This is a genomic window from Acidovorax sp. GW821-FHT09B03 (genome assembly GCF_059418305.1).
Map to the genome: position 1 here is coordinate 28,084 of NZ_JBWKPP010000012.1, position 25,965 is coordinate 54,048.

Consider the following 25,965-nt stretch of genomic DNA (forward strand, 5'->3'; position numbering starts at 1 on the left):
AGCAAAGCCTGCCATCGGTATCAGTACCGGCGGCCCGTGATCCACAGGGCCAGGCGCATCAGCGCATGGGCCACCTGGTCGAGCACGCGCTGGCGCAACGGGCGCCCCGCGTAGCGCGCCGGTTCCATGCGCCGGCCGGCCTGTTCCATGGCCTGCACCAGGCGCGCGCGCAGCTCGGCGGCGAAGGCGGCATCCTCCACCACCACATTGGCCTCGCGCGCCAGCAGCAGGCTCAGCGGGTCGAGGTTGGACGAGCCCACCGTGGCCCAGGGCCGCTCGCCCAGCGCATCGACCACGGCCACCTTGGCGTGCAGGAAGCTCGGCGCGTACTCGTGGATCTCCACCCCGGCAGCGAGCAGCGCGCCATACACCGGCCGCGCCGCGTGGTATTGCATGAAGTACTCGTAGCGGCCCTGCAGCAGCAGGCGCACGCGCACGCCGCGGCGCGCCGCCATCAGCAGCGCGCGGCGCAGCTTGCCGCCGGGCAGGAAGTAGGCGTTGGCGATGATCACCTCGTGCCGCGCCGCGCCGATGGCGCGGCGGTAGGCACGCTCGATGCGGCTGCGGTTGCGCACGTTGTCGCGCAGCAGCAGCGCGGCGCGCATGGTCGGCCCTTCCTGCGCCGCCTGGGCGGCGTGCTGGGCGGCGCTGGCCGCCCGCAGTGCCTGCAGGGCTTCGGGCAGGCGGCGCTCGCGCATGTCGCGCATGGCCTGCATGCGCCACCACAGCTGGTCCATGGTGTCGCTGGCCACCGCCACCAGGCTGCCCGTGGCCTGCACGGCAAAGTCGAAGCGCGGCGCGGCCAGCGCGCCGAAATGGGGGTCGTGCAGGTCATCGAGCACGTTGATGCCGCCGCAGAACAGCATGCAGCCGTCCACCACGCACAGCTTGCGGTGCAGGCGGCGCCAGCGGTGCGGCAGCAGCAGGCCCAGTGGCCCGAGCGGCGAGTAGACGCGAAAGAGCACCCCGGCGGCCGAGAAGCGCTGCGTCCACGCCAGCGGAAAAGCGCCCGTGCCCACGCCATCCACCACCAGTTGGGTGCGCACGCCGCGCCGGGCTGCCCGCTCCAGGGCCTCGGCCACACTGGCGCCGCTGCCGGTGAAGTCGAAGATGTAGGTCTCGAACTGGATGTCGGACAGCGCCGCATCCATGGCCTCGACCAGCGCGGGAAACAGCTCCTGCGCGCCCTGCAGCAGGCGCACCCGGTGGTCGGCGGCGAAGCTCACAGGCCAAATTCTGCAATGAGGGGCAGGTGGTCGGACATGCGCCACCAGATACGGCCGCGCGGTACGTGCAGCGACAGGGGCGTGAGGCCGCGCACGTAGACATGGTCCAGCTGCACCAGGGGCAGGCGCGCGGGGTAGGTGAAGGCCCGGGGCTCCTCGAACTCGTACAGGCCAAAACCCGCGAGCATGCGCTTGACCTGCAGGCCCCAGTCGTTGAAGTCGCCAGCCACCACCAGCGGCGTGCCGCCGGGCACCTCGCGCTCGATGAAGCGCTGCAGCCGCTCGATCTGGCGGATGCGGCTGCCCGGGATCAGCCCCAGGTGGACGACGATCACATGGATCTTGCGGCCATGGGCGTCCACCTCCACATGCAGCAGGCCGCGCTGCTCGAAGCGGTGGTCGGAGATGTCCTCGTGCTGGTGGCCGATCACCGGCCAGCGCGACAGCAGCGCATTGCCGTGTTCGCCGTGGCGCGTGAAGGCGTTGGTACGGTAGACCGCTTCGTAGCCTTCAGGCGCCAGGTATTCGGCCTGGGGAAGCTCAGGCCAGCGCTGGAAGTACCGGGCCTCCTGCCGGTTCAGCCGGCGCACTTCCTGCAGGCAGACGATGTCGGCATCGAGTTGCTCGACCGCATGGCCCAGGTTGTGGATCTCCAGGCGGCGTGCCGGGCCGATGCCCTGCACCCCCTTGTGGATGTTGTAGGTCGCCACCCGCAGGATGTCTGTGTTGTCCATGGCAGCCATTGTGTCGCAAGCAACCGACACATGGCGGGCCGGGACGGGCTAACCCGCATCGCGGTCCGCGCAGGCCGGGCATACACTGTGCTTGCAGCGTAAGTTACTTTTAATTACACCACCCCGAGCCGCAGATGGCCACAGGCAAAGACCCGGATCCGCCAGAGAGCCTGGCGCTGATCATCGACAGCAATGCCACCTCGCGCAGCATTCTGGTGGGGCAGCTGCGCGAGTACGGGGTCACCAAGATCGTGCAGTGCAGCCGCCTGCGCGACGCCCGCAGCCGGCTGGAGCACACCGTGTTCGACTATGTGCTGTGCGAGCAGGCCTTTGCCGAAACCGGGCAGTCCGGCCAGACCCTGCTGGACGACCTGCGCCGCGCGCAGATGCTGCCTTTTTCCACCGTGTTCTTCATGGTCACGGCCGAGGCCTCGTATGCTGCCGTGGCCGAGGCGGCCGAATCGGCGCTCGATGGCTACCTGCTCAAACCCTTCACGCCGAGTGCCCTGTTCGAGCGGCTGAGCTTGGCGCGCCTGCGCAAGATCCATCTCAAGCCCATTTTCGACGCCATCGAGCAGGAGGACTTCGAGCTTGCCTCGCGCCTGTGCGTGGAACGCTTCGAGGCACGCAAGCCCTACTGGCTGTATGCCGCGCGCATCGGTACCGAGCTGCTGCTGCGCCTGAACCGCCATGACGAGGCACGCACGCTGTTCGAGGCCGTGATCGCCGCACGCGCCCTGCCCTGGGCCAAGCTCGGCGTGGCGCGTGCGCAGATCGAGTCGGGCCAGGCCACCCGGGCCATCACCACCTTGCAGGGCCTGATCGGCGAGGATGCCTCGTTCGCCGACGCCTACGACGTGCTGGGCCGTGCCCAGGTGGAGCTCGGCAACTTCACGGACGCCATCGAAACCTACCGCACGGCCAGCGCGCTCACCCCCGATTCGGTGGTGCGGATGCAGAAGCTGGGAATGATGTCGTTCTACATGGGTGACCGCAAGACTGCGGCCAGCGTGCTCGCGCGCGCGGCCATGCTGGGCATCGACTCCAAGCTGTTCGATTTCCAGGCCCTGGTGCTGCTGGCCTTTTCCTATTTTTCCGACAAGGACCGCAAGGGCATGGAGCGCTGCGTGGCGGACTTTGCCCGCATCCTGGAGCGCCACCAGGACAGCCAGCGCATCCAGCGCTTTGCCAGCATTGCCCAGACCCTGTTGCTCATCCAGCAGCGGCAGTTCTCTGCCGCCGTGGCGGCGGTGCGCGACATGGCGCGCGAGATCGGCGAGGCCAGCTTCGACTTCGAGGCCGCCTGCAACCTGGCCAGCCTGCTGGCCGTGCTGGCGGCCACCTCCATCGACCTCTCGGACGGAGAAAAATGGGTGCATGCGCTGGGCATGCGCTACGCCAATACGCGCGGCCTGACCGAGCTGATGGCCAATGCCTGCAATGTCTACCCAGCCTACGCCGACCTCGTGCGCGACTGCCTGCCCCAGATCAACCAGGCCGCCGAGAAAGCCATGGCCCAGAGCCTGGCCGGCGATGCCGAGGGCGCCGTGCGCAACCTGCTGCAGCTGGCCGAAAGCTCCCTGAACTCCAAGCTGGCCGACATGGCCCAGCAGGTGCTGCTGCGCCAGCGCGAGCGCATTGTCGATGCAGAGGTACTGCAGGACAGCGTGCAGGCCGTGCGCGCCCGCTGCGGCAACGCGCCGACCCGCGCGGTACTGGGGCAGGACGGCGAGCGCCGGCCCGGCGGCGTGGTGATACGCACGCGCACGCCACCGCCGCCCGAGGCGGTGGCATCGGCCGCCCTGGCTACCATCGCCGCCCGGGTCGAGCTGTCGGCCGACCAGATCCTGGACATGCCCGACGAGCCTTCCATCGACGACATCCTGGGCGTGCCGACGCCCGAGCCCCCCGATCCGGCGGAAAAGCTCCGGCTGCGGCCGCTGTAGACACAGCGCTCAGCCGTAGACCGATGCGCCTGCCACAGGCAGCTGCGGCTGCGCAGGGTGCAGCGCGCGCCCGTAGCGCGCGGCCAGGTCGCGCGTGGCGGCCACCAGCACGCTGGTGTCCACCCCCACGGCCACGAACACGGCGCCCAGCTCCAGGTAGCGGCGCGCCAGCGTCTCGTCGGCCATGAGGATGCCCGGCGCCTTGCCGGCCGCCAGCACGCGGCGGATGCCGTCCTCGATGGCGGCCTGCACCGCGGGATGGCCCGGGTTGCCCACATGGCCCATGCTGGCCGACAGGTCGGCCGGGCCGAAGAAAACGCCGTCCACGCCCGGCGTGCGGGCGATCACATCCAGGTTCTCGATGGCCAGGGTGCTTTCGGCCTGCACCAGCAGGCACACCTGGGCATTGGCCTCTTTGAGGTAGCCGGGGTAGCGCATCCACTGCGAAGCGCGCGCCAGGCCCGCGCCCATGCCGCGGATGCCTCCCTGCCCGTCGTCCTGCGGGTAGCGCATGGCGCGCACCAGCTGGGCGGCCTGTTCGGGCGTGTCCACCATGGGCACCAGCAGCGTCTGCGCGCCGATGTCCAGGTACTGCTTGATCAGCACCGTGTCGCCCACGGGCACGCGGGCCACAGGGTGTGGCCCCGGGCCCAGCAGGGCGCGTGCGCTGGCAATGCCCTGCAATTGCTCCAGCATGCGCGGCACGTCGTTGGGCGCATGCTCGCCATCGAGCAGCAGCCAGTCGAAGCCGGCGCCCGCCACGAGTTCGGCCGCATAGCCGCTGGCCAGGCCGAACCACATGCCGATCTGCGGTGTGCGCTCCGCCAGGGCCTGCTTGAAGGTGTTCACGGGTGTCTGCACAGCCAGCCTTTCAGACGAAACGGAATGCGATGTTGCCCAGCGGCCCGTAGTCGGCATGGAAGGTATCGCCCGCGGAAGCCGCCACCGGGCGCGTGAACGAGCCCCCCAGCACTACCTCGCCAGCTGCCAGCCCCTCGCCATAGGGTGCCAGCTTGTTGGCCAGCCAGGCCACGCCCGTGGCCGGGTGGTTGAGCACAGCAGCGGCCAGGCCCGACTCCTCGATCACCCCGTTCTTGTAGAGCAGCGCACCGCACCAGCGCAGGTCCACCGCATCGGGCCGCACGGGGCGCCCGCCGGTGACGATGCCGGCGTTGGCCGCATTGTCCGAGATGGTGTCGAAGACCTTGCGCATCACGCCGGTGTGGCGGTCGTGCTGCTCGATGCGCGCATCGATGATCTCGATGGCCGGCACCACGTACTCGGTGGCGGCCAGCACGTCGAAGATGCTCACCGGGGGGCGCCCCGGCTCGCCGCGCAGCGGCTTGTTGAGCACGAAGGCCAGCTCCACCTCCACCCGCGGCAGGATGAAGCGCTGCACGGGGATGTCGCCGCCCTCGGCAAAGAACATGTCGTCCAGCAGCGTGCCGAAGTCGGGCTCGGTGATCTGGCTGGCGACCTGCATGGCGCGCGAGGTCAGGCCGATCTTGTGGCCGCGCACGCTGCGCCCTTCGGCGATCTTCATCGCCACCCAGGCGCGCGAGATGGCATAGCCGTCCTGCACCGTCATGCCGGGGTGGCGCTTGGAGAAATGCTCCACCTGCACACGGGTCTTCTCGGCCTGGTGCAGCTCCAGCGCGAGCTGCTGTATCAGCGCATCGTCAAGCATCGTGCAGCCCTCAGGATTCCGCCGTGAAGCCGATGGCCTTCACGATGGGGCCCCATTTGTCGCCATCGGCCTTGAGCAGCGCCGCCAGCTCGGCCGGGCTCGACGAGCGCGCCTCCAGCCCCATCGCGGCCAGCCCGGCGATCACATCCTTGTCGGCCAGCGCGGTGCGGATGGCGGCATTGGCCTTGGCCACCAGCTCGGCCGGCGCCTTGCCCGGCAGGAAGAAGCCGAACCATTCGTTGTAGGCCATGTCCTTGTAGCCCTGCTCGATCAGCGTGCTGACACCCGGCATGAACTTGTTGCGCGTGGCGCCCGAGGTGGCCAGCACGCGGATCTTGCCGCCCTGGAGGTGCGGCAGGAACTCACCCACCGGCGCCGAGACGGCCGCGATCTGCCCGCCCAGCAGGTCCAGGATGGCCGGCTGCGAGCCGCGAAAGCCCACGTGGCGCATGTCCACCTTGCCGGCGCGGCTGATGAGTTCGCCCACGAAGTGCGGCACCGAGCCCGGTGCGGGCGAGCCGAAGTTGGCGCCCGTGGGGTTGGCCTTGCACCATTCGAGGAACTCGGGCACGGTCTTCACCGAGGCCGGCACCTGCGGGCCCACGGCAAAGCCCATGTCGAACACCACGCCCAGCGAGACCGGGGTCACGTCGGCCACGGGGTCGTAGGGCAGCTTCTTGTAGGTGTGGGGGTAGATGCCCAGCATGGACATGGGCGTGGCCAGCAGCGTGGCGCCGTCCGCCGGAGCGGCCTTGAGTGTGGTGATGGCGATCTGCCCGCCCGCACCCGTCTTGTTCTCCACCACGGCCGACTTGGCGTAGCCACCCGTGATCTGGGTCGCCACGCGGCGCGCCAGGGTGTCCACGGTGCCGCCGGCGGCAAAGCCGGCCAGGATCTTCACGGTGTCGATGGCCTGGGCCTGGGCCATGAAGGGCAGCGTGCCTGCGGCGCCGGCCAGGCCCAGTTGCAGGATGTTGCGGCGGGAAGGGGTGGGCGAGGATTTCGTCATGCGTTGTCTCCGGGTCTCGTTGTGGTTATTTCTTCGCCGCCTGCCGGTAATTGGCCTTGAGGTGCTCGGGCACGCGCTCGTCAAAGCCGCAGGCCACACGCCGCACCTCGGGGCTGTCGGTGGGCTGGTGGCCCACGCCCAGGGCCGAGGCGCGCGGTGCGTCGATGGCGACCACCGTGCCGGCCAGGCGGCCCAGGCCGGTGATCTCGCACTCCACCAGGTCACCCGGGTCCACCGAGCGCGAGTGGCAGGGCGTGCCCATCAGGATCACGTCGCCCGGCACCAGGGTGATGTGGCGCGCAATGTCGGCCACCACGTAGTGCGGGCCCCAGATGGTCTCGTCGCCGATGTGCGCCTCCTGCACCACCAGGCCGTTGCGGTAGGTGCGCAAGGTCTGCTCGAAAAGGTTCACCCCGCGCACGATGCCCGGGCCGATGGGCAGTAGCGTGTCCGCGCCCTTCACGCGCAGCATGCTGCCCTGGTCGGTGTCGCGGTAGTTCTGCAGGCCCATGTCGAGCGCGGGGCAAAAGCCCTCGATGTAGTCCCAGGCCTCCTCGGGCAGCACGTTGCGGCAGGTCTTGCCGATGACCACGGCGTACTCGCCCTCATAGTTCAGGTACAGGCTGTCGGCGGGCTTGTGGATCTCGCAGCCATGGCCGTTGACCGAGGTCGGTGGCTTGGTGAAATAGGTCGGTGTCTCGGTGGGCTTGGGCTGGTTGCGTGTCTCGAAGCTGCGCGAGCTGTACGAGATGTGCACCGCGATGACCTTGCTGGGCGAGACCGGCGGCAGGTGCTGCACCGTGGCCGGGTCGAGCACGCGGCCATCGTCCAGGCGCAACTGCCCCTGCTGCGCGCCTTCTTCCACCATGGTGCCCCAGCAGGCGCTGCCGCCCACCAGCACGCGGCGGCGCTCCACGCGCGGGCCGCGCATCACGGCGGGCAGTTCGGTGATCGGGAATTCGAAGTTCATGCCGCCACCTTTGCCGTTGCTTCGCTCGCTTCACTATCGAACCACATGTGCACGTTGCCCGTGCCGCGGGCGTTCTCGTAGGCCGACAGGGCCACGCCGCGCGCACGGCAGTCGGCCCCGCCCATGGCACCCAGCATCTGCAGGTAGTGGGCGCCGAAGGCCTCCCAAGGCATCTTGCGGTACTCGTCCTGCCAGCGGTCGAGCACCATATCGTGCCGGCCCTGCTCCATGAGGGCGATGGCGCCCTTGTCGCTCACGATGTTCTCGGGGCGCGAGACATTGCTCTCATGGAAGATGCGCGGGTGGTTGGGCTTCCAGTCGATGGGGTTGAACTTGTGGCTCAACGCACCCGAGGCCAGCAGCAGCACGCGCAGGTCGCTGCGGCGCACGGCCTCGGCAATCGCTTCGCCCGATTTCAGGAAGTGGCGCCAGTCGCAGTTCTGGCACGAGCTCACGGTGACCACCGGCGTATCGCTGCGCTCCAGGCGCAGGTGCTTGACCAGGTTGATGGTGGCGTACTGCTTGCCCAGGTCGGGGTGGTTGATGACGCGGTTGTAGCCCTTCTGTTCGCGCGAGACAGCCTCGATATCGAGCGCCAGGTCCGGGTGGCCGCGGTAGTCGTAGGGCACGCCGTGCAGGTACCAGGGCATCTCGTCGGAGATGAACATGCCCTGGTAGCGCGGCGCCCCGTCCACCAGGTGGTAGCCCGTGGTGAACCAGTGCGAGTCGAAGATGATGACCACGTCGGGCCGGGCCGCGGCAATGCGCTCGCGCAGGCGCGCATAGCCAGGAATCAGGTCCGAGTCGGCCCCCGCGCCCTGCAGCACGCGGAACTCTTCGCACTGCATCAGGCCGGGGTGGTGCGAGACGATGGCGGCGCCAACGATGCTTCCCATGGTGTGTGTCTCCTTTGGATGTGTCTTAGCGGTGGCTAAAGCTGGCGCGGAAGGGCTTTTTCGGGACAACAACGTCCTTCACGTCGCAGAAGAACTCAAAGCTCCAGTCACCGCCTTCGCGGCCTACACCGCTGCGCTTGATGCCGCCGAAGGGCGCGGCCAGGTCGCGAATGCCGAAGCTGTTGACCCAGATGAAGCCGGTGCGCACCCGCTGCGCCACGGCGCTGGCGTGCTCCGCTTCGCCGTAGCACACGCCGCCCAGGCCGTAGTCCGTGCCATTGGCCAGGGCGATGGCCTCCTCGTCGCTGTCGAAGGTTTGCAGCGTGAGCACGGGGCCGAAGACTTCGTTCTGCACGATCTCGCTGTCCTGGCGCACGTGCGTGAGCAGCGTGGGCTGGTAGTACTGCGCGCCAAAGGGGTGGTGCGCCCCGCCCCAGAGCAGCGTGGCGCCATCGGCCACGGCGCGCTGCACGAAGCCGTGCACGCGCTCGACCTGGCGCGGGTGGATGATGGGCCCGACCTCGGTGGCCTCCTCGCGCGGATCGCCCACGGTGAGCTTTTCCACGTAGCCGCGCAGGGCCGCCACGAAGGCGTCGTGCACCTTGCGGTGCACCAGGAAGCGCGTGCCCGCCAGACACACCTGGCCGGCGTTGCGGTACATCAGCGCGCCGGTGGCGGCAGCGTTGTCGATGTCGGCGTCCTCCAGCACGATGAAGGCCGACTTGCCGCCGAGCTCCAGGCTGCAGGGCACAAGGTTGGCGCCGGCCGACTGCGCGATCCACTTGGCCGTGGGCACCGAGCCGGTGAACGAGACGCGCGCCAGGCGCGGGTCGCTGACCAGGCGCGCACCGGTGCTGGCACCCGCCCCCTGCACGATATTGAACACACCGGGCGGCAGGCCGGCGGCATGCGCGCAATCGGCCAGCAGGCTGCTGGTCAGCGGCGCCCATTCCGGCGGCTTGACGATGACGCAGTTGCCCGCGGCCAGGGCCGGGCCGAGCTTCCAGGTGGCGAGCATCAGCGGCGCGTTCCAGGGCGTGATGATGGCCACCACGCCGGCCGGGTCGTGGCGCACGAGGTGGATGGCCTGCTCGGTCTCGATCGGGCGGTCCTGCAGCGAGAGCGCATGCTCGGCGAACCAGGTGATGTTGAGCATGGCGCGCGGCACCACACCGTGCTTCATGCGCGAGAGCAGCACGCCCGCATCGTTGGATTCGAGCGTGCAGAAGGCCTCGGCGCGCTGGCCGATCTCGGCCGCGAAACGGTCGAGGTAGGGCTTGCGCTCGGCCGCTGTGAGCGCACTCCATGCAGGGAAGGCACGCGCCGCAGCGGTCACGGCTGCGTCCACATGGGCCGGCGATCCTTCGCTGATGCGGCCCAGCAGCGCCTGGTCGATGGGCGAGTGCAGGTCGAAGCGCAGGTCCGAGGCCACGCGCTGGCCATCGATGTAGTGGTGGGGCGATACGGCGATGCCGGCGACGTTCAGGGTGTCGGTGCTCACGGGGCGTTTCTCCAGGGGAATGGCAGGTCAGGTGCGATGGGCCACAGGGGTCCCGGGCAGCAGCTTGGCCGGGTTCATCAGGCCGGCAGGGTCCAGCGCGGCCTTGATGCGCTGCATCAGGCGCAACTCCAGCGGCGCCTTGTAGCGGGCCGATTCGTCGCGGCGCAGCACGCCCAGGCCGTGCTCGGCGCTGATGGAGCCGCCTGCGGCGTGCACGGCGTCATGCACCAGCCGGTTCAGCGGTGCCTCCAGCGCGAGGAAGGCAGCGCGGCCTGCGGCGTCGGGCGAGGGCGTGGCCGGCGAGGCGTTGTAGTGCAGGTTGCCGTCGCCCAAGTGGCCAAAGACCACCAGGCGCACACCGGGGAAAGCGGTGGCCACGGCTGCATCGGTGCGTGCGATGAAATCGGGGATGCGCGAGATCGGCAGCGCGATGTCGTGCTTGATGGTCGGGCCTTCGGCGCCCTGGGCTTCGGAGATGTTCTCGCGCAGCGCCCACAGGGCCTCGAACTGCGCGAGCGTGGCGGACAACGCGGCATCGGCCACCCAGCTCGCCTCCATCGCGGCTTCGAGCACGCCTTCGAGGGCTTGCTGCGCCTGGTCGCTTGCACCCTCCTCGGCACCGGTGACCGACACCTCCAGCAGCACGTACCAGGGCGAGGCCTCGGCCAGCGGGCGCCGGGCGCCCGGCACGTGGTGCAGCACCAGCGACAGGCAGGTGTCCGACAACAATTCGAAGGCGGTGAGCGATGCGCCCAGGCGCTGCTGGGCCAGCGCCAGCAACTGCAGGGCATCGCCCGGCGAGGGCACCGCCACCAGCGCGGCCACCTGGGCCGCAGGCAACGGAAACAGCTTGAGCACGGCAGCGGTGATGACGCCCAGCGTGCCTTCGGAGCCGATGTACAGGTCGCGCAGGTCGTAGCCGGTGTTGTCCTTGCGCAGGGTGCGCAGGCCGTTCCAGACCTCGCCCTCGGGCGTCACGACTTCCAGGCCCAGGCACAGCTCGCGCGCATTGCCGTAGCGCAGCACCTGCACGCCGCCGGCATTGGTGGCCAGGTTGCCGCCGATGGTGCACGAGCCCTCGGCCGCCAGGCTCAGCGGGAACAGGCGCCCGGCCTCGCGGGCCACGTCCTGCACCTGCTGCAGCGTGGCGCCGGCTTCCACCACCAGGGTATTGTTCAAGGGATCGACCTGGCGCACGCGGTTCAACCGGGTCAAGGACAGCAGCAGCGGCAGCTGCCGGCCTGCCGCCTCGGGCACAGATCCGCCCGAAAGGCCGGTGTTGCCGCCCTGCGGCACCACGGGCACGCCGTGCGCATGGCACCAGGCGAGCAATTGCGCCACCTCGGCCGTGTCGGCCGGCTGGGCGACTGCCAGCGCCGGACCGGTCCATTGGCCACGCCAGTCGGTCAGGAAAGGGGCGGTGTCCGCAGGCTCGGTCCACAGGCGGCCTGCGTAGGCTGCGCGCAGGGAGTCCAGGGTGCTTGCGGTGGGGACGGCGGTCATCGGGCTTGCTGCTTGTCTCGTTGTTGGCGCGTTGGTGGCGCTTTGTGCGCCTTGCCGCGAAGTATCGGCAGCGCCCCCTTCCACCACAATCAATGCTTTCTTATGGATTGTGAAGATGGTCTAATGAATGGCCATGTCCCTGCCCCACTTCACCCCGCGCCAGCTCGAAGCCTTCGTCACCGTGGCCGAGATGCGCAGCTTCACGGCCACGGCAGACCGGCTGGCGCTCACGCCCTCGGCCGTGAGCCAGCTGGTGGGCGAGCTGGAGGATGCGCTCGACTTCAAGCTCTTCGAGCGCAGCACGCGCCGCGTGGCCATCACCAGCGCGGGGCGCGAGTTCCTGGCCTCGGCGGAGTCGGTGCTCAAGCACCTGCGCATGGCGCAGTCGGCCGCCAGCGACGTGCGCAACCGCGCGGCCGGCATCGTGCGCATCGCCGCGCCCCTGGTCGTGGCCAGCGTGATCCTGCCGCAGGCCATCAAGGCCTACCTGCAGGAGCGCCCCAAGGTGCGCATCCACATTCGTGACGTGCCGGTGGAGAAGCTGGTAGACGCGGTGACCAGCGGCGACGCCGACCTGGCCCTCGGCCCGGACCGCGCCTGCGGCGAGGACGTGGCGCGCACCCAGCTGTTCGAAAGCCCCTGGGTGCTGTGGTGCGCACCCACCCACCCGCTGGCGCGCCAGCGCAGCGTGACCTGGCAGCAGCTGCATGCCCACCCGCTGGTGGCCGCAGGCCGCGACCACGAGCGCAGCGTGGCGCAGATGCACACCGGTCTTCCCAGCGGGCAGCGCGTGACGCCGGTGGAGATCGTGGACAACATCTCCACCGCATTGGGCCTGGCCGCCGCCGACGTGGCCGCCACATTGGCGCCCGACTACGTGGGCGCGCTGGCCAAGCCCCTCGGGCTGGTGCGCCGGCGCATCCTGGCACCCGAGGCCATGCGCTACGTGTGCCTGTACCGCCCCACGCAGCGCGCCACCTCACCGGCGGCCGAAGGGTTTGCGGAGCACCTGGTCAAGGTGCTGCCCCAACGCCGCTGAAGCGGGGGAGCAGGAGACAGGCCTCGGCATTGCTGGCGGAAAAGCACCGGTCCGCCGCATCGCGCCAGGGCAACCATTCATAGGCGACATGCTCGCGCGGGCTCAGCACCACCGGTGTGCCGGCGGGCACGCGCAGGCCGAAGACACGCTCGCGGTTGAGCACCACGCCCGGCGCATAGCGGTGCCGCCACTGGGGCCAGATGTCGTAGACGTTCTCCAGGTACCAGTCGGCGAGCACGCAGCCATGGGCCTGCACGTCGATGCCGGTCTCCTCGCGCACCTCGCGCCCGGCCGTGGTTTCCCAGGCTTCGTCCTCGCGGTCCTTGCTGCCGGTGACGGACTGCCAGTGCTCGCCGCCATCGGCGCGGCGAATGAGCAGCACCTCGAGCGCGGGCGTGTGGATCACGACCAGCACCGACTGCGGGATCTTGAAAGGCCGCACAAGAGCCGCCACCGCCCCCGGGCTGCTCATGCCGCAGCCACGAGCGCATCGACGTCGAGCGCGGGGCCCTCGGGCAACGCCCCCACGGCGCACTGCAGCAGCCACTGCGGGGAGATGCGGCACAGCAGGCCACGCCCGGGCTTGCTGCCGTCCGACGTGGGCACGGGAACCACGGCGTCGATCAACGGGGTGCCCGCCGTGCCACCGGCCATGCCCACGGGGCGCAGGTCCCGCCGGTCGAGGTCGAGCATGGCGCCCAACGCATCGACGCGCAGCAGGAATTCCCGGGATCCTCCCGCTTCGAGCGGCACACGCACCAGCACCATCTGGCGGTTCGGGTCGGCCGCCCGCGGCACGGCGGCATCGCCCTGCCCCTGCGCCACCACGCTGCGCAGGTCCACCACGGAGTACACACGCCCGCCGACATGTGCAAGCCCGAGGAAGGGAGCGCGTGCACCCCCGCCGTGCAGCACCGTCACGTCGGGGGCGGCCGTGATGACCTGGGCCGCATCCACCCCCAGCCAGTGCGAGCCGATCAGGAACGTCGCCATCTGCATGCGGTGCTCGGACGCGACGCGTGCAGCGCCCGGGTGCGCATCGAGCGGGGGCGCAGGGGGCGGCGCCAGGCGGCGCTCACACAGGTGGCGCAGCACCAGGCAGCTGAGGCCGTGGTCGTAGCCATCGCTGGTGCGGAACTCGCGGTAACCCTGGCCGCGCGCCTGACCCACACCGTACAGGTGGCCGGCCAGCGCAGCCGTGCGCCCGCCCTGGCGGGCCGTGGCAATGGCCTGCGGCGCCTGCAGGGAGGCAGCACTGCCGCTGGCGCGCACCAGGTGGTCGCGGCTGTCCACGAAGGCCAGCACATCCTGCGCGCCGGCTCCCACGGCACAGTCGTCCAGGATGGACTGGAGCTGGTTGGCCGCATCCCAGACCACGGCGATACCGCCCAGGACCGGTCCGGCACCACCAGGGCCCTCACGGCCCTCCCAGCCATCTCCCGCCCCCGCCCGCACGGCAGCGGCGTACACGAAGGTCGGCCCCTGGCCATAGAAGCGGCTGGTCTCGTAACGGCTCACGGTGTAGGCCTGGTTGCCCTGCAAGCGCAGGCAGCGCAGCGCCCAGCCTTCGTCCAGCGTGGTGCCCACAAGGTGGGCCTGCTCTGGCTGCGAGACGGCCACCACCCGGCCATCGGCGCCGAACAGCACCAGGCTGGCGTACACCGTGTACAGGTCATTGATCTCCGCCAGCACGGCCGTGGCCTGGCTGCAGCCCAGGGTTCCGGCCGCGAGGGTGCGCGCGAACTGCGGTGTGAGCGCCCACCAGCGGCAATCGTTGGCCCGCTCATAGAGGTTGCGGTCCAGGATCTGCATGGCCAATGCGGCCCGGCCCTGGGCGTCGCGCAGCAGCGAGCGCAGCACTACGCTGTAGAGGTCCTGCAGGGCGCTGTCGAAGGCCCGGGCGGTCTTGCGCGCGGTGGCGCCGATCTCGGCCAGCAGGGTCTTGGCAAACAGCAACTCGCGCGGTGCAGCGGCATCCCGGCCTTCATCGCCTGCCTCCCCGATCTGGTGGAGTTCGAGCAGGCCGTTCCAGACCGAGCGCTCCAGCGCCGACTGGATGGCGGCCGAGCGCCGGGGAATGTCGCGCAGCTCCTGCGACAGCAGTTCCGCCTGGCCCGACAGCTCGCTGGCCAAGGCACTGCGCTCGTCATGCGAGACCTCGTCAAAGGCCAGGTCCAGCGGCAGCAGCGCCACGCCGCGCCAACCCGGGCCCTGGTAGCCCTGGAAGCCCTGGGTGTCGCGCACGGCCATCAGGTAGCGCCGGCTGGCATGGCGCACCACATGCACGCCGGCGCTGCTCGCCGGGGGCATTTGCCAACCTGCCGGCAACTGCAGCGGATCGCCCGATGCGAGCACGCGCCCCGCTGCATCGACCAGGGCCAGCACCGCATCGCTGCCGTGCACCATGCCCTGTGCGTCCTCTTGCTGCACCGACTCGAAGATGGCCGGCATTTCGTCGGCCAGCTTGAACTCCAGGCACAGCACGCCCACGGCACGCCCGCCCGAATGCACACGCCGGGCGTAGACCAGTGTTTGCGCAAAGCTGCCGCAGAAGCCGTGCACGGCATGGTGCTCGACATAGCTGCTATCGCTTTGCAGCACCGAGCGCAGGAAGGCGCCGTCGGCATCCCGCTGGTCGAGCCCACCCACCGGGGACACGGTGCGCAGGCTGGCGCAGGGTTCCAGGTCGGCGTCGAAAAGGAAGATGTTGCCGTAGACCGTGTACTTGCTGGCGTATTCGGCCAGGCGCGCCTCGATCAGCGGGCGCCGGGCAGGGTTGGGATCGGCCAGGAACTCGGCCACACCCACGTCGGTGGCGAAGAAGCCGATGTCGGCCGTGCGTTCGAACAGGTTGCGCACCAGCACGTCGATGCACACCTGGGCGCGGGCGACGAGATCCTCGGTGCGGTTCTTCAGGGCCTCGTTCACCAGGCCCTGCATCAGGTCGCCCGAGAGGGCCGCGAAATCCCGGCGCGCCTGGGCCAGGTCACCGCCCGACGAGGCCTTGGAGGACAGCAGGGACAGCGACGACAGCAGCGAGAGCTGGTCCCATGCGCTTTCGACCAGGCGCAGCTCCTGGCGCTGGTGCTGCGCTGCGGGCATGTAGCGCAGCCACTGCTCCGGAGAATTCAGGGGGAGAGACACGGGTGATCGTCCTTTGCGCTGAAGGCCCTGCAAGGACCGACGACGCATTGTGCGGTGTGGCACGGGATCTGCAAACAGGCATATTGCATGCGTTTGCCAATGCCCCCCGGGCCGCCCTGCGGACCGGTACCCTTCTCCTGGCTCAGGCCGTGGCCGTGGCGCTCAGGGCTTGCTGCGCGTCGCCACCGGCGGTGGCAGCTCCTTGGCCTGCAGCATCTGCACCTGGGTCACGAGCTTGTTGTGCGAGTCGAGGAAGGCGGCGGCGATGACCTTGCCCTCGTTGGTATTGCTCCAGCCCGCGCCGCCGGCACCGCCCATGCGGCCCCAGAGCAGGCCGGCCGCTCCTAGGTCGGTGCTGCGCGCGGCGCCGGTGGCCGCAGCCACCTGCTCGGTGGTCTCGTTGTCGGTGAGCAGCAAGGCCGTCTGCGCCTCCTTGAACTTGACCTGCTCGGCCAGGCCCACAAGGCCTGCGATGTCGCGCAGCACCGGGATCATGGCGATGATGCCGGCGATGCTGCGGCCCGCGTCCTGCTCGCTGAAGGTCAGGCTCGGGGTCAGCGTGTACTGCGCCTCGTAGCCCTTGCCCTTGGCCACGGTGGAGTTCTTGCGCAGGATGCCGGCGTCCTTGAGTTCTTGCTCCTGCACCGTGCCGCGCAGGCCGGCCGCGCGGTCGACGATGCGAAAGCAGCCGCTCTGCTGGGCGATGAGGCGGATCAGCGGCACGGGCGATGCCGGCAACTGGTAGCTGCTGGAGACGGTGTAGCCGTTGGGGTTCTCGGCCAGGGCCAGCGTCGCCACGGGCTGGCTGCACTGGGTGAGTTCCTTGGCGGCATCCTTGGCGCCCGCGGGCCCGGCGGAGCCGGTGACCACCGAGCCGCCCTGGCCCAGCTCGGTCTTCTTCTCGCCACAGCCAGCCAGCAGCAGGGTGGCGGCCACGGCCAGCGCGAGGGGGGCTTTCACGGAAGAACGCATGGCAAACCTCGGATCGATTGGAAAGGGGAACACAAGGGCACGGCCCATGAAAAAAGCGGCACCGGCCAGGGGCCGCTACCGCTTTCTTCTCAGGAATGCCCGGTCATGGGGATGACGGGGTGGTTCGTGCCTGCGGGCCCGCTCAGGCCGCGGCCGTCTTCACAGCGTCGGGGTTGCGCAGGCGGATGTGCAGCTCGCGCAGCTGCTTTTCGTCCACGGGCGACGGGGCCTGCGTGAGCAGGCACTGGGCGCGCTGGGTCTTGGGGAAGGCGATCACGTCGCGGATCGACTCGGCACCGGTCATCAGCGTCACGATGCGGTCCAGGCCGAAGGCCAGGCCGCCGTGCGGGGGCGCACCGTACTGCAGCGCGTCCAGCAGGAAGCCGAACTTCTCCTGGGCTTCCTCGGGCGAGATCTTCAGTGCGTCGAACACCTTCTGCTGCACGTCGGCGCGGTGGATACGGACCGATCCGCCGCCCATTTCCCAGCCGTTGAGCACCATGTCGTAGCCCTTGGAGATGCACTTCTCGGGTGCCGTCACCATCCAGTCCTCGTGACCATCCTTGGGGCTGGTGAAGGGGTGGTGCACCGAGTTCCAGCGCTGGTTGTCCTCGTCGAACTCGAACATCGGGAAGTCCACCACCCACAGTGGGGCCCAGCGGCTCTCGAACAGGCCGTTCTTCTTGCCGAACTCGCTGTGGCCGATCTTGATGCGCAGCGCGCCGATGGCGTCGTTGACGATCTTTTCCTTGTCGGCACCGAAGAAGATCAGGTCGCCGTCCTGGGCACCCGTGCGCGTGAGGATCTCGGTGATCGCCGCGTCATGGATGTTCTTGATGATCGGGCTTTGCAGACCCTCGCGGCCCTTGGACAGGTCGTTGACCTTGACCCAGGCCAGGCCCTTGGCACCGTAGATCTTGACGAACTCGGTGTAGGCGTCGATCTCGCCACGCGACAGGCCGGCACCTTCCTTGGCACCGCCGGGCACGCGCAGGGCCACCACGCGGCCGCCCTTCATGTTGGCGGCACCCGAGAAGACCTTGAACTCCACGTCCTTCATCACCTCGGTCAGCTCGGTGAATTCGAGCTTCACGCGCAGGTCGGGCTTGTCCGAGCCGAAGCGGAAGGCCGCATCCTGGTAGGTCATGACCGGGAACTCGCCCAGGTCCACGCCCAGCGTGTTCTGGAACACCGTCTTGATCATGCCCTGGAACATGTCTCGGATGTCCTGCTCTTCCATGAACGATGTTTCGATATCGATCTGGGTGAACTCGGGCTGGCGGTCGGCACGCAGGTCTTCGTCGCGGAAGCACTTGGTGATCTGGTAGTAGCGGTCGAAGCCGGCCACCATCAAGAGCTGCTTGAACAGCTGGGGCGACTGGGGCAGCGCGAAGAACTGGCCGTCATGCACGCGGCTGGGCACCAGGTAGTCGCGCGCGCCTTCGGGCGTGCTCTTGGTGAGCATGGGGGTCTCGATGTCCACGAAGCCGTTGGCATCGAGGAACTTGCGCACCTCCATGGCCACCTTGTAGCGCAGCATCAGGTTGTTCTGCATGTAGGGGCGGCGCAGGTCCAGCACGCGGTGCGTGAGGCGCGTGGTCTCGCTGAGGTTTTCCTCGTCGATCTGGAACGGAGGCGTGACCGAGGGGTTGAGCACGTTGAGCTCGTGGCACAGCACTTCGATCTGGCCGCTCTTGAGCTTGTCGTTGGTGGTGCCGGCGGGGCGTGCACGCACCACGCCCTTGACCTGCACGCAGTACTCGTTGCGCACTTCTTCGGCGGTCTTGAACATCTCGGCGCGGTCCGGGTCGCACACCACCTGCACATAGCCTTCACGGTCGCGCAGGTCGATGAAGATCACGCCACCGTGGTCGCGGCGGCGGTTCACCCAACCCGAGAGGGTGACGGTTTGGCCCAGGAGGGCTTCGGTCACAAGACCGCAGTAGTGGGAACGCATGGCCATGGCAGAACTTCCAGCGCCCCTCGGGCGCATTGACAAAAGGGTTACTTACTTGGGAGGCAGCTGGGTGGGGTCGTTCGGGGCGACCACGCCCATGGAAACAATGTACTTGAGCGCGGAATCCACGCTCATGTCCAGCTCGACGCAGTCGCTCTTGCGCAGCATCACGAAATAGCCGCCCGTGGGGTTGGGGGTGGTGGGCACGTACACGCTCACGAACTCATCGCGCAGGTAGGCCGCCACTTCGCCATTGGGCGCACCGGTGACGAAGGCCACTGTCCAGACGCCTTCGCGCGGCCACTGCACCAGCACGGCCTTGCGAAACGCATTGCCGTTCTCGGAAAACAGGGTGTCGGAGACCTGCTTGACGCTGGAGTAGATCGAGCGCACCACCGGGATGCGGTGCACCAGGGCATCGCCCCATTGCACCAGCTTGCGGCCGGCGAAATTGCTGGCAATGGCGCCCACCACGAGCAGGATCGCCAGCGTGAGCACCACGCCGAAGCCGGGCACGTGCACGCCCAGCACCCGGTCGGGCTGCCAGGCTTCCGGCAGGATCTGCAGGGTCTGGTCCAGCGTGCTGACGATCCAGTGCAGCACCCAGGCGGTGATGACACCGGGCACGATGACCAGCAGACCGGTAAACAACCATTTGCGCAAGGAAGGCATCCGCAGATACTCAGGTTTTGGGAGTGGAGCCCGTGCCGACGCTCGGGGCGCTGGCGGCAGGGGCTGGGGATTCTTTCTTGGCGCCGCCGTCCGTGCTGGGCGCCGGGGCTGCCGCAGGGGCATCTGCGCCCTTGGCATCGGCGGCGGGCGCAGACGTGCCGCCCGCACCGCTGTTGCCGCCCCGGAAATCCGTCACGTACCAGCCCGAACCCTTGAGCTGGAAGCCCGCTGCCGTGACCTGCTTGGAGAACGCCTCGGCGCCGCACGCCGGGCACACTGTGAGCGGTGCGTCGGAGATTTTTTGCAGCACGTCCTTGGCATGGCCGCAGGAACTGCATTTGTAGGCGTAGATAGGCATGTCGGGCGCGTCGTTGAAGGCAAAGTGCAAAACCTTCAATTATAGGCGCGCAGGCCGGCAAACCCCACGGTACCCCTGGTACAGGGGCCCCGCGGCCTACTCCACGCCCACCACGCGGTGGTGACCGGCGTGGCGGTTGGCCAGCAGTTGCGGCAGCAGCGAGCCCAGCAGCATGCCCACCACGGCGGCCAGCAGGCCTGCCAGCTGGGCCGGGAACACGGCCCCCCAGGAGGATATGTTGAGCAGCAGCAGCCAGGTGCCCAGGCCAAGCACGATGGCCAGGATGGCGCCCTGCGTGGTGGCGCGCTTCCAGTACAGGCCCGCCACCAGCGGCACGAAGGCCCCCACCAGCGGCACCTGGTAGGCGCCCGAGACCAGTTCGTAGATGGACGTGCCCTGCATGCGGATCGCATAGGCCAGCACGCAGCCACTGAACACCAGGGTGGTGATGCGCATGGTGCGCAGGTGCTCCTTGTCGGTCATGGTGGGCCGGAACTGGCGCCAGATGTTCTCGGTGAAGGTGACGCTGGGCGCCAGCAGGGTCGCCGAGGCCGTGGATTTCAGGGCCGAGAGCAGCGCGCCGAAGAACAGCACCTGCATGATGAAGGGCATCTTGGCCATCACCAGCGTGGGCAGCACCTTCTGCGGATCTTCCTTGAGCAGTGCCGCGGTCTCGCCGGGCATGATGATCAGCGCACTGGCCACGAGGAACATGGGCACGAAGGCGAACAGGATGTAGCAGATGCCGCCGATGATCGGGCCGCGCGTGGCGGCCTTGATGTTGTTGGCCGACATCACGCGCTGGAACACGTCCTGCTGCGGGATGGAGCCGAACATCATGGTGATGCCCGCGGCGATGAAGAACACCACGTCGTGGAACTTGGGCTCGGGCAGGAAGCGGAACAGCTCGCGGTTGGACGCGAACTCGATCACCTTGTCGGCCCCGCCGGCCATGTTGCCCGCAAACACCGCGATGATGGCCAGGCCCACCACCAGGATGATCATCTGGATGAAGTCGGTGACCGCCACGGACCACATGCCGCCGAACAGCGTGTAGGCCAGGATGGACACCACGCCGATGGCCATGCCCATGGGGATGCTGATGGCATCGCCCGACAGCAGGTTGAACACCAGCCCCAGCGCCGTGACCTGCGCCGAGACCCAGCCCAGGTAGCTGAGCATGATGATCAGCGAGCAGACGACTTCGACCGTGCGGCCATAGCGCTCACGGTAGTAGTCGCTGATGGTCAGCAGTGTCATGCGGTAGAGCTTGCCCGCGAAGAACAGGCCCACCAGGATCAGGCAGAAACCCGCGCCGAACGGGTCTTCGACCACGTTGCCGAGCCCCCCCTCGATGAACTTGGCCGGGATGCCCAGCACCGTCTCCGAGCCGAACCACGTGGCGAAGGTGGTGGTGATGATCATGTACAGCGGCAGGTGCCGCCCGGCGATGGCGAAGTCGGCCGCGTTCTTCACGCGCCGGGCCGCCAGGAGGCCGATGGCAATGGTGATCAACAGATAGACAATGACCAGGGTCAACAGCACGGCATGCTCCTCGATGTCGCGAAGGGGTGGAAAAGGGAACGGCTAGAAAATCCGGAAACGGTGCAGCACTTGCAACTGCTGTACCAGCATGAAGAACAGCCAACCCAGGAAGAAGCCGATCCCGGAATAGATGATGCCGTTCAACAGGCGGTTGGTGCGCTTTTGCTCGGCCAGCAGCTCCAGCAGCTCGCGCCGGTGGTCCTGGGGCCGGTTGCGCAGGTAGTCGTGCAGCAGGCGCGGCAGCTCGGGCAGCATCTTGGCGAAGTGCGGGCCCTCGGCCTGGATTTCGCGCCACAGGCGCTGCGGCCCCATCTGCTCGAGCATCCATTTTTCGAGAAAGGGCTTGGCAGTGCTCCACAGGTCCAGTTCGGGGTCGAGCTGGCGGCCCAGGCCCTCGATGTTGAGCAGCGTCTTTTGCAGCAGCACCAGTTGCGGCTGGATCTCCACGTGGAAGCGGCGCGAGGTCTGGAACAGGCGCATCAGCACCATGCCCAGCGAGATCTCCTTGAGCGGCCGGTCGAAGTACGGCTCGCAGACGGTGCGGATCGCCGATTCGAGGTCGTTCACCCGCGTGTCCGGCGGCACCCAGCCGCTTTCGATGTGCAGTTCGGCCACGCGCTTGTAGTCGCGCCGGAAGAAGGCCGTGAAGTTCTGCGCCAGGTACTCCTTGTCGAACTCGGTGAGCGTGCCGACGATGCCGAAGTCCAGCGAGATGTAGCGCCCGAAGGTCGCCGCGTCCAGGCTCACCTGGATATTGCCGGGGTGCATGTCGGCATGGAAGAAGCCGTCGCGGAACACCTGGGTGAAGAAGATGGTGACACCGTCGCGCGCCAGCTTGGGGATGTCCACCCCCGCGTCGCGCAGCCGCTCGATCTGGTTGATGGGCACACCGTTCATGCGCTGCATCACCATCACCTCGGCATGGCAGAAGTCCCAGAAGATCTCGGGGATCAGCACCAGGTCCAGGCCCGACATGTTGCGGCGCAACTGCGCGGCATTGGCGGCCTCGCGCACCAGGTCCAGCTCGTCGTGCAGGTAGTTGTCGAACTCGGCGACCACCTCGCGGGGCTTGAGGCGCTTGCCGTCGGCCGACAGGCTTTCCACCCAGCCGGCCATCATGCGCATCAGCGCCAGGTCTTTCTCGATCACCGGCAGCATGCCCGGGCGCAGCACCTTCACGGCCACTTCGCGCGCGATGCCGTGGCGGTCACGCAGGGTGGCGAAGTGCACCTGGGCAATCGAGGCACTGGCCACCGGCACGCGGTCGAAATGCGTGAACACCTCGTCCACCGGGCGGCGGAAGGCACGCTCGATGGTGGCGATGGCGATGTCGTGGTGGAACGGCGGCACCCGGTCCTGCAGCAGGGCCAGCTCGTCGGCGATGTCCGCCGGCAGCAGGTCGCGCCGGGTGGAGAGCACTTGGCCGAACTTGACGAAGATGGGCCCCAGGCGCTCCAGCGCCTCGCGCAGGCGCTGGCCGCGCGGGGCGTCCAGGTTGCGCCCGATGGAAACGATGCGCGAGACCAGGCGCAGCCACGGCTTCTGGAAGCTGTCGAGCACCAGCCCGTCCAGCCCATAGCGGAACACCACCCAGAGGATGGCCACACCCCGGAGAAAACGCTTCATGGACCGGTCCGGTCGGCGCCAGGGCTGTTGTTGGTGCTGCTGCCCGCCGGTGGCACGGGGGCCGGTGCAGGCGGGTACGCGGCAGCTGCAGCAGGCGCAGGGCTGCCGCCATCTGCCGGCGGCACGCGCGAGCCGACGAACTGGCGCAGCGCCTGCGCGGCCTTGCGCGCCACTTCGCTGATGGTGTGCGCGGGCGCGTCACCCACCACGCGGGAGAGGTCTTCCTCCAGGTCCCAGCGCACGTTGTCCACCAGCCAGTTGATCTCGGCCGCCAGCTGCACGTCGCCTTCGATGCGGATCGCGGGCTTGTCGCCGCGCAGCGCCACCTGGGCCAGCGCCAGGGGCGAGGTCTCGGTGATTTCGAGCTGCAGGTCGGGCACGGCGCCTTCGGCGGCCAGGTTCAGCAGACCTGCCGGCGTGATCACCAGCGCCATGGAAAACGCACGCCACTGCACGCGCGCCACGCGCCCGCGCTGGCGCACCAGGCGGTCCATGGCCTCGCGCTCCTGCATGAGCACATGGTTCAGGAACAGCACCAACCGCTGCTGCACCTCGTGCACCAGCCATTGCGGCGGCTGCGGGCCTGCGGCCAGGCGCTCGAAGAGGCCGTCCAGGAACGAAAAAGGGGACTGTGTTGCCATAGTCCCCCGATTATTCCCTGAACTCGGCCCAAAACATGGGTTTTGGACCGATCCGAGGTGATTTACAAAGCCGTGCTCACTGCAGGGCCTGCACGCCGGCCACGAGCCAGCCGCTGGCACCGCTCTTGGCCTTGGTCATGTTCCACACTTCGCGGAAGGGGCTCGGGCCTGCCGAGAGCTCTTCGCGGATCATGCCCGAGAACTCCACGCTGGCCATGTAGCCATCGTCCAGCTCCTCGATGCCGAGCAGCTGCGCGTCGATCATCACCACGTCGGTGTGGTTGGGTTCGGCGCCGCGGTGCGTCTCGCGCTCGGCCAGCTGCGAGCGGATCTCTTCGAGCATGCTGTCGGTCATCATGGAGCGCAGGGTGTTGATGTCCGAGCGGTCCCACGCGGCCTGCAGGGTCACGAAGTTGCGCTTGGCAGCGGCCAGGAAACCGGGCGTGTCGAAGCCCTCGGGCACGCCCCAGTTCTGCGACCCGGACAGGGCCGCACCGGCGGCAGCACCGGTCAGGCCGGAGCCGATCACCACGCCCGAGCCGGCAGCGCCAGCCGCAGCGGTTTGCTGTGCGCGCGCCGCATCGAAGGCCATGCTGTTGCGCTCCCAGGGACGGGCCGATGCATCGTTGCCGACGTTGTTCGGGCTGTACTGCGGGGGTACCTGGGCCGCGGCCGGCGTGGCCGCACCTGCGCCCTGGAAGGCGAAGGGCGAGCCACCCGCAGCGCCCTGGTTGTTGCCGCCGCCGCTGCGCATGCGCATGACCATCTTGAAGATGGCGAAAGCGGCCACGGCCAGCAGCAGGATCATCAGGATGTTGCCGAAGCCTGCACCCAGGCCCAGCGAGCTGGCCAACCAGGCCAGGCCCAGGCCCGCGGCCAGACCGCCGAGCATGGCGCCCCAGGGCTTCTTGGGGGCTGCAGCGGCAGGGGCCGCAGCCGGCGCGGCCGGCTTGGCCGCGTTGTTGGCATTCTGGGCAGGACCGCCGGGCGCCGCGGACTCGCGCTGCGTCACGTTGCTGGACTGCTTGCCCACGGAGTTGCCGCCACCCAGGCGGCGGGCATCGGCATCCGCATGCGCGAATGCCAGCATTGCCACCAGAACCACAGACCACAGTTTCATCATGTCATCTCCATCTTGTATGGGGCAGAACGGCCCCTGTCAGCACTTGATTCCAACATGCAAGGCCACTATGCCGCCAGTCATGTTGTGATAGTCCACATGCCCAAAGCCACTTTGTTGCATGAGGCTTTTGAGTTCTTCCTGGCCCGGGTGCATGCGGATGGACTCGGCCAGGTAGCGGTAGCTCGCGTCATCGCCGGCCACCAGCTTGCCCAGCTGCGGCAGCACCTTGAAGGAGTACCAGTCGTAGGCCTTGGTGAGCGGCTTGGCGACCTTGGAGAATTCGAGCACCAGCAGCTTGCCGCCGGGTTTGAGCACGCGGCACATTTCCTTGAGCGCAACATCCTTGTGCGTCATGTTGCGCAAACCAAACGCCACGCTCACCACATCGAAGTGCGCGTCGGGAAAAGGCAGCTTCTCCGCATCGCAGACCAGGGTGGGCAGTACCACCCCGGCATCGATCAGGCGGTCGCGCCCGGTGCGCAGCATGGCTTGGTTGATGTCGGTGTGCACCACGCGGCCGGTGGTGCCCACCTTCTTGGAGAAGGCCAGCGCCAGGTCGCCCGTGCCGCCCGCGATGTCCAGCACCTGACTGCCCTCGCGCAGGTTGGCCACCATCACGGTGTAGGCCTTCCAGGCGCGGTGCAGGCCGGCCGACATGAGGTCGTTCATGACGTCGTATCTGGACGCCACCGAATCGAACACGCCGCGCACGTGGCGCGCCTTGTCCTGCTCGTCGACCGACTGGAAACCGAAGTGGGTGCTGCTCATGGGATTCATGCTAGGCGCGTGCGCGCCCAAGGTACAGCGACAACCCCGCACTGAAACGGGGCATCTGCCGCAGGGGTTATCAACATCAGGGCATCAAAAGACAGACAACGCCTGTCCATGCATGCCGGGTTCGCTATTGTAAAAAGAGCACCAAAGGCCAGTGCACCGGGCGCCACAGTGGTGCGCGCGGGCCACAGTGGTCGCGTGGGACCGGCTCAATGGCCGCCGCAGGCGCTGCCGCCGTGGTCGTGGCCCTTGGCCTGGGGGGCCATGGGCGCATCGCGGTCCACCCCGGCTTCGACCAGCCGGCCTTCGTACTGCGCCCACAGCGCGGCCTCCTGCTGGCCCAGTTCGTACAGGTAGGCCCAGGTGAAGATGCCCGTGTCATGCCCGTCCGAGAAGGTGGGCTTGACGGCGTAGTTGCCGATGGGCTCCAGCCCTTCGAGGGTCACGTCGCGCTTGCCGGTCTGCAGCACTTCCTGGCCCGGGCCGTGGCCCTGCACCTCGGCCGAGGGCGAGTACACGCGCATCAGCTCAAACGGGATGCGGAACGCGGCACCGTCCGAGAACACCACTTCAAGCACCCGCGACTTGCCATGCACCGTGAGCGCCTGGGGCGTGGGCGAACCCGCTTTCAAACCTGCCATG

At 68.4% G+C, this 25,965-nt stretch carries 23 protein-coding genes; 2 read left to right on the plus strand and 21 right to left on the minus strand.

Going from position 1 to position 25,965, the window contains the following annotated elements:
- Positions 1 to 20 precede the first annotated feature (20 nt).
- Together clsB and AC07PA_RS20305 are read right to left on the minus strand one after the other, a co-directional pair.
- Positions 21 to 1,226 (minus strand): cardiolipin synthase ClsB, encoded by a 1,206-nt coding sequence (gene clsB / locus AC07PA_RS20300; protein WP_007855840.1) that lies wholly within the window; start codon positions 1,224 to 1,226, stop codon positions 21 to 23.
- Complete coding sequence (locus AC07PA_RS20305) at positions 1,223 to 1,960, minus strand: endonuclease/exonuclease/phosphatase family protein (protein ID WP_494608680.1); 738 nt, start codon at positions 1,958 to 1,960, stop codon at positions 1,223 to 1,225. The genes clsB and AC07PA_RS20305 overlap by 4 nt, the downstream gene beginning before the upstream one ends.
- 134 nt (positions 1,961 to 2,094) lie before the next feature.
- On the opposite strand from AC07PA_RS20305, the gene AC07PA_RS20310 reads away from it, so the two are divergent.
- Complete coding sequence (locus tag AC07PA_RS20310; RefSeq protein ID WP_145699523.1) at positions 2,095 to 3,906, plus strand: response regulator; 1,812 nt, start codon at positions 2,095 to 2,097, stop codon at positions 3,904 to 3,906.
- Positions 3,907 to 3,915: 9 nt separating this feature from the next.
- Here AC07PA_RS20310 and AC07PA_RS20315 read toward each other — a convergent pair whose 3' ends face one another.
- From AC07PA_RS20315 to AC07PA_RS20345, 7 genes are read right to left on the minus strand one after another with little or no spacing between them, the layout of a single operon-like run.
- Positions 3,916 to 4,767 (minus strand): aldolase/citrate lyase family protein, encoded by an 852-nt coding sequence (locus AC07PA_RS20315; RefSeq protein WP_494608681.1) that lies wholly within the window; start codon positions 4,765 to 4,767, stop codon positions 3,916 to 3,918.
- 10 nt (positions 4,768 to 4,777) lie between these two features.
- Complete coding sequence (gene hpaH, locus AC07PA_RS20320) at positions 4,778 to 5,593, minus strand: 2-oxo-hept-4-ene-1,7-dioate hydratase (protein WP_494608682.1); 816 nt, start codon at positions 5,591 to 5,593, stop codon at positions 4,778 to 4,780.
- Between the two features lie 10 nt (positions 5,594 to 5,603).
- Positions 5,604 to 6,602 (minus strand): Bug family tripartite tricarboxylate transporter substrate binding protein, encoded by a 999-nt coding sequence (locus tag AC07PA_RS20325; RefSeq protein WP_494608683.1) that lies wholly within the window; start codon positions 6,600 to 6,602, stop codon positions 5,604 to 5,606.
- Between the two features lie 25 nt (positions 6,603 to 6,627).
- Entirely contained in the window at positions 6,628 to 7,572 is a 945-nt protein-coding gene (locus AC07PA_RS20330; RefSeq protein ID WP_494608684.1) for a fumarylacetoacetate hydrolase family protein, read from the minus strand.
- Positions 7,569 to 8,468, minus strand: a complete 900-nt coding sequence (locus tag AC07PA_RS20335; RefSeq protein ID WP_145694479.1) for a DODA-type extradiol aromatic ring-opening family dioxygenase — start codon at positions 8,466 to 8,468, stop codon at positions 7,569 to 7,571. The genes AC07PA_RS20330 and AC07PA_RS20335 overlap by 4 nt, the downstream gene beginning before the upstream one ends.
- 25 nt (positions 8,469 to 8,493) lie before the next feature.
- On the minus strand, positions 8,494 to 9,969 hold the full coding sequence (locus AC07PA_RS20340; RefSeq protein WP_494608685.1) for an aldehyde dehydrogenase family protein: 1,476 nt from the start codon (positions 9,967 to 9,969) through the stop codon (positions 8,494 to 8,496).
- A 27-nt stretch (positions 9,970 to 9,996) separates the two neighbouring features.
- Entirely contained in the window at positions 9,997 to 11,472 is a 1,476-nt protein-coding gene (locus AC07PA_RS20345; protein ID WP_494608686.1) for an FAD-binding oxidoreductase, read from the minus strand.
- A 133-nt stretch (positions 11,473 to 11,605) separates the two neighbouring features.
- On the opposite strand from AC07PA_RS20345, the gene AC07PA_RS20350 reads away from it, so the two are divergent.
- Positions 11,606 to 12,511, plus strand: coding sequence for a LysR family transcriptional regulator (locus AC07PA_RS20350; RefSeq protein WP_494608687.1), 906 nt, complete (start codon positions 11,606 to 11,608; stop codon positions 12,509 to 12,511).
- On the opposite strand, the gene nudB is transcribed toward AC07PA_RS20350, so the two are convergent.
- The 12 genes from nudB to AC07PA_RS20410 form a co-directional block, all read right to left on the minus strand.
- Entirely contained in the window at positions 12,486 to 12,983 is a 498-nt protein-coding gene (nudB, locus tag AC07PA_RS20355) for a dihydroneopterin triphosphate diphosphatase (protein WP_007857779.1), read from the minus strand. The genes AC07PA_RS20350 and nudB overlap by 26 nt on opposite strands.
- Positions 12,980 to 15,655 carry a chemotaxis protein CheW gene (locus AC07PA_RS20360; RefSeq protein ID WP_494608688.1) on the minus strand — a complete coding sequence of 892 codons (2,676 nt, stop codon included), beginning with the start codon at positions 15,653 to 15,655 and terminating at the stop codon, positions 12,980 to 12,982. The genes nudB and AC07PA_RS20360 overlap by 4 nt, the downstream gene beginning before the upstream one ends.
- A gap of 162 nt (positions 15,656 to 15,817) precedes the next feature.
- Positions 15,818 to 16,627, minus strand: coding sequence for a curli production assembly/transport component CsgG (locus AC07PA_RS20365; protein ID WP_494608689.1), 810 nt, complete (start codon positions 16,625 to 16,627; stop codon positions 15,818 to 15,820).
- 142 nt (positions 16,628 to 16,769) lie between these two features.
- On the minus strand, positions 16,770 to 18,590 hold the full coding sequence (gene aspS / locus AC07PA_RS20370; protein WP_007857776.1) for an aspartate--tRNA ligase: 1,821 nt from the start codon (positions 18,588 to 18,590) through the stop codon (positions 16,770 to 16,772).
- A 45-nt stretch (positions 18,591 to 18,635) separates the two neighbouring features.
- Entirely contained in the window at positions 18,636 to 19,256 is a 621-nt protein-coding gene (locus tag AC07PA_RS20375) for a DUF502 domain-containing protein (RefSeq protein ID WP_007857775.1), read from the minus strand.
- Between the two features lie 10 nt (positions 19,257 to 19,266).
- Positions 19,267 to 19,614, minus strand: a complete 348-nt coding sequence (locus AC07PA_RS20380) for an FmdB family zinc ribbon protein (RefSeq protein ID WP_007857774.1) — start codon at positions 19,612 to 19,614, stop codon at positions 19,267 to 19,269.
- A 96-nt stretch (positions 19,615 to 19,710) separates the two neighbouring features.
- Entirely contained in the window at positions 19,711 to 21,159 is a 1,449-nt protein-coding gene (locus AC07PA_RS20385) for a high affinity choline transporter 1 (protein WP_007857773.1), read from the minus strand.
- Positions 21,160 to 21,201: 42 nt separating this feature from the next.
- A complete protein-coding gene (ubiB, locus tag AC07PA_RS20390) occupies positions 21,202 to 22,785 on the minus strand; it encodes a ubiquinone biosynthesis regulatory protein kinase UbiB (RefSeq protein ID WP_145694488.1) in 1,584 nt (527 codons plus the stop codon).
- The gene (locus tag AC07PA_RS20395) at positions 22,782 to 23,426 is read right to left on the minus strand and encodes a hypothetical protein (RefSeq protein WP_145694489.1); all 645 of its coding nucleotides are present in this window, start codon (positions 23,424 to 23,426) and stop codon (positions 22,782 to 22,784) included. The genes ubiB and AC07PA_RS20395 overlap by 4 nt, the downstream gene beginning before the upstream one ends.
- Positions 23,427 to 23,502: 76 nt before the next feature.
- Positions 23,503 to 24,549: a Tim44 domain-containing protein gene (locus tag AC07PA_RS20400; protein ID WP_145694490.1), complete on the minus strand. Its 1,047-nt coding sequence runs from the start codon at positions 24,547 to 24,549 to the stop codon at positions 23,503 to 23,505.
- A gap of 36 nt (positions 24,550 to 24,585) precedes the next feature.
- On the minus strand, positions 24,586 to 25,317 hold the full coding sequence (ubiE, locus tag AC07PA_RS20405; RefSeq protein WP_494608690.1) for a bifunctional demethylmenaquinone methyltransferase/2-methoxy-6-polyprenyl-1,4-benzoquinol methylase UbiE: 732 nt from the start codon (positions 25,315 to 25,317) through the stop codon (positions 24,586 to 24,588).
- 215 nt (positions 25,318 to 25,532) lie between these two features.
- On the minus strand, positions 25,533 to 25,964 hold the full coding sequence (locus tag AC07PA_RS20410; RefSeq protein ID WP_007854600.1) for a gamma-butyrobetaine hydroxylase family protein: 432 nt from the start codon (positions 25,962 to 25,964) through the stop codon (positions 25,533 to 25,535).
- Position 25,965: the final 1 nt, after the last annotated feature.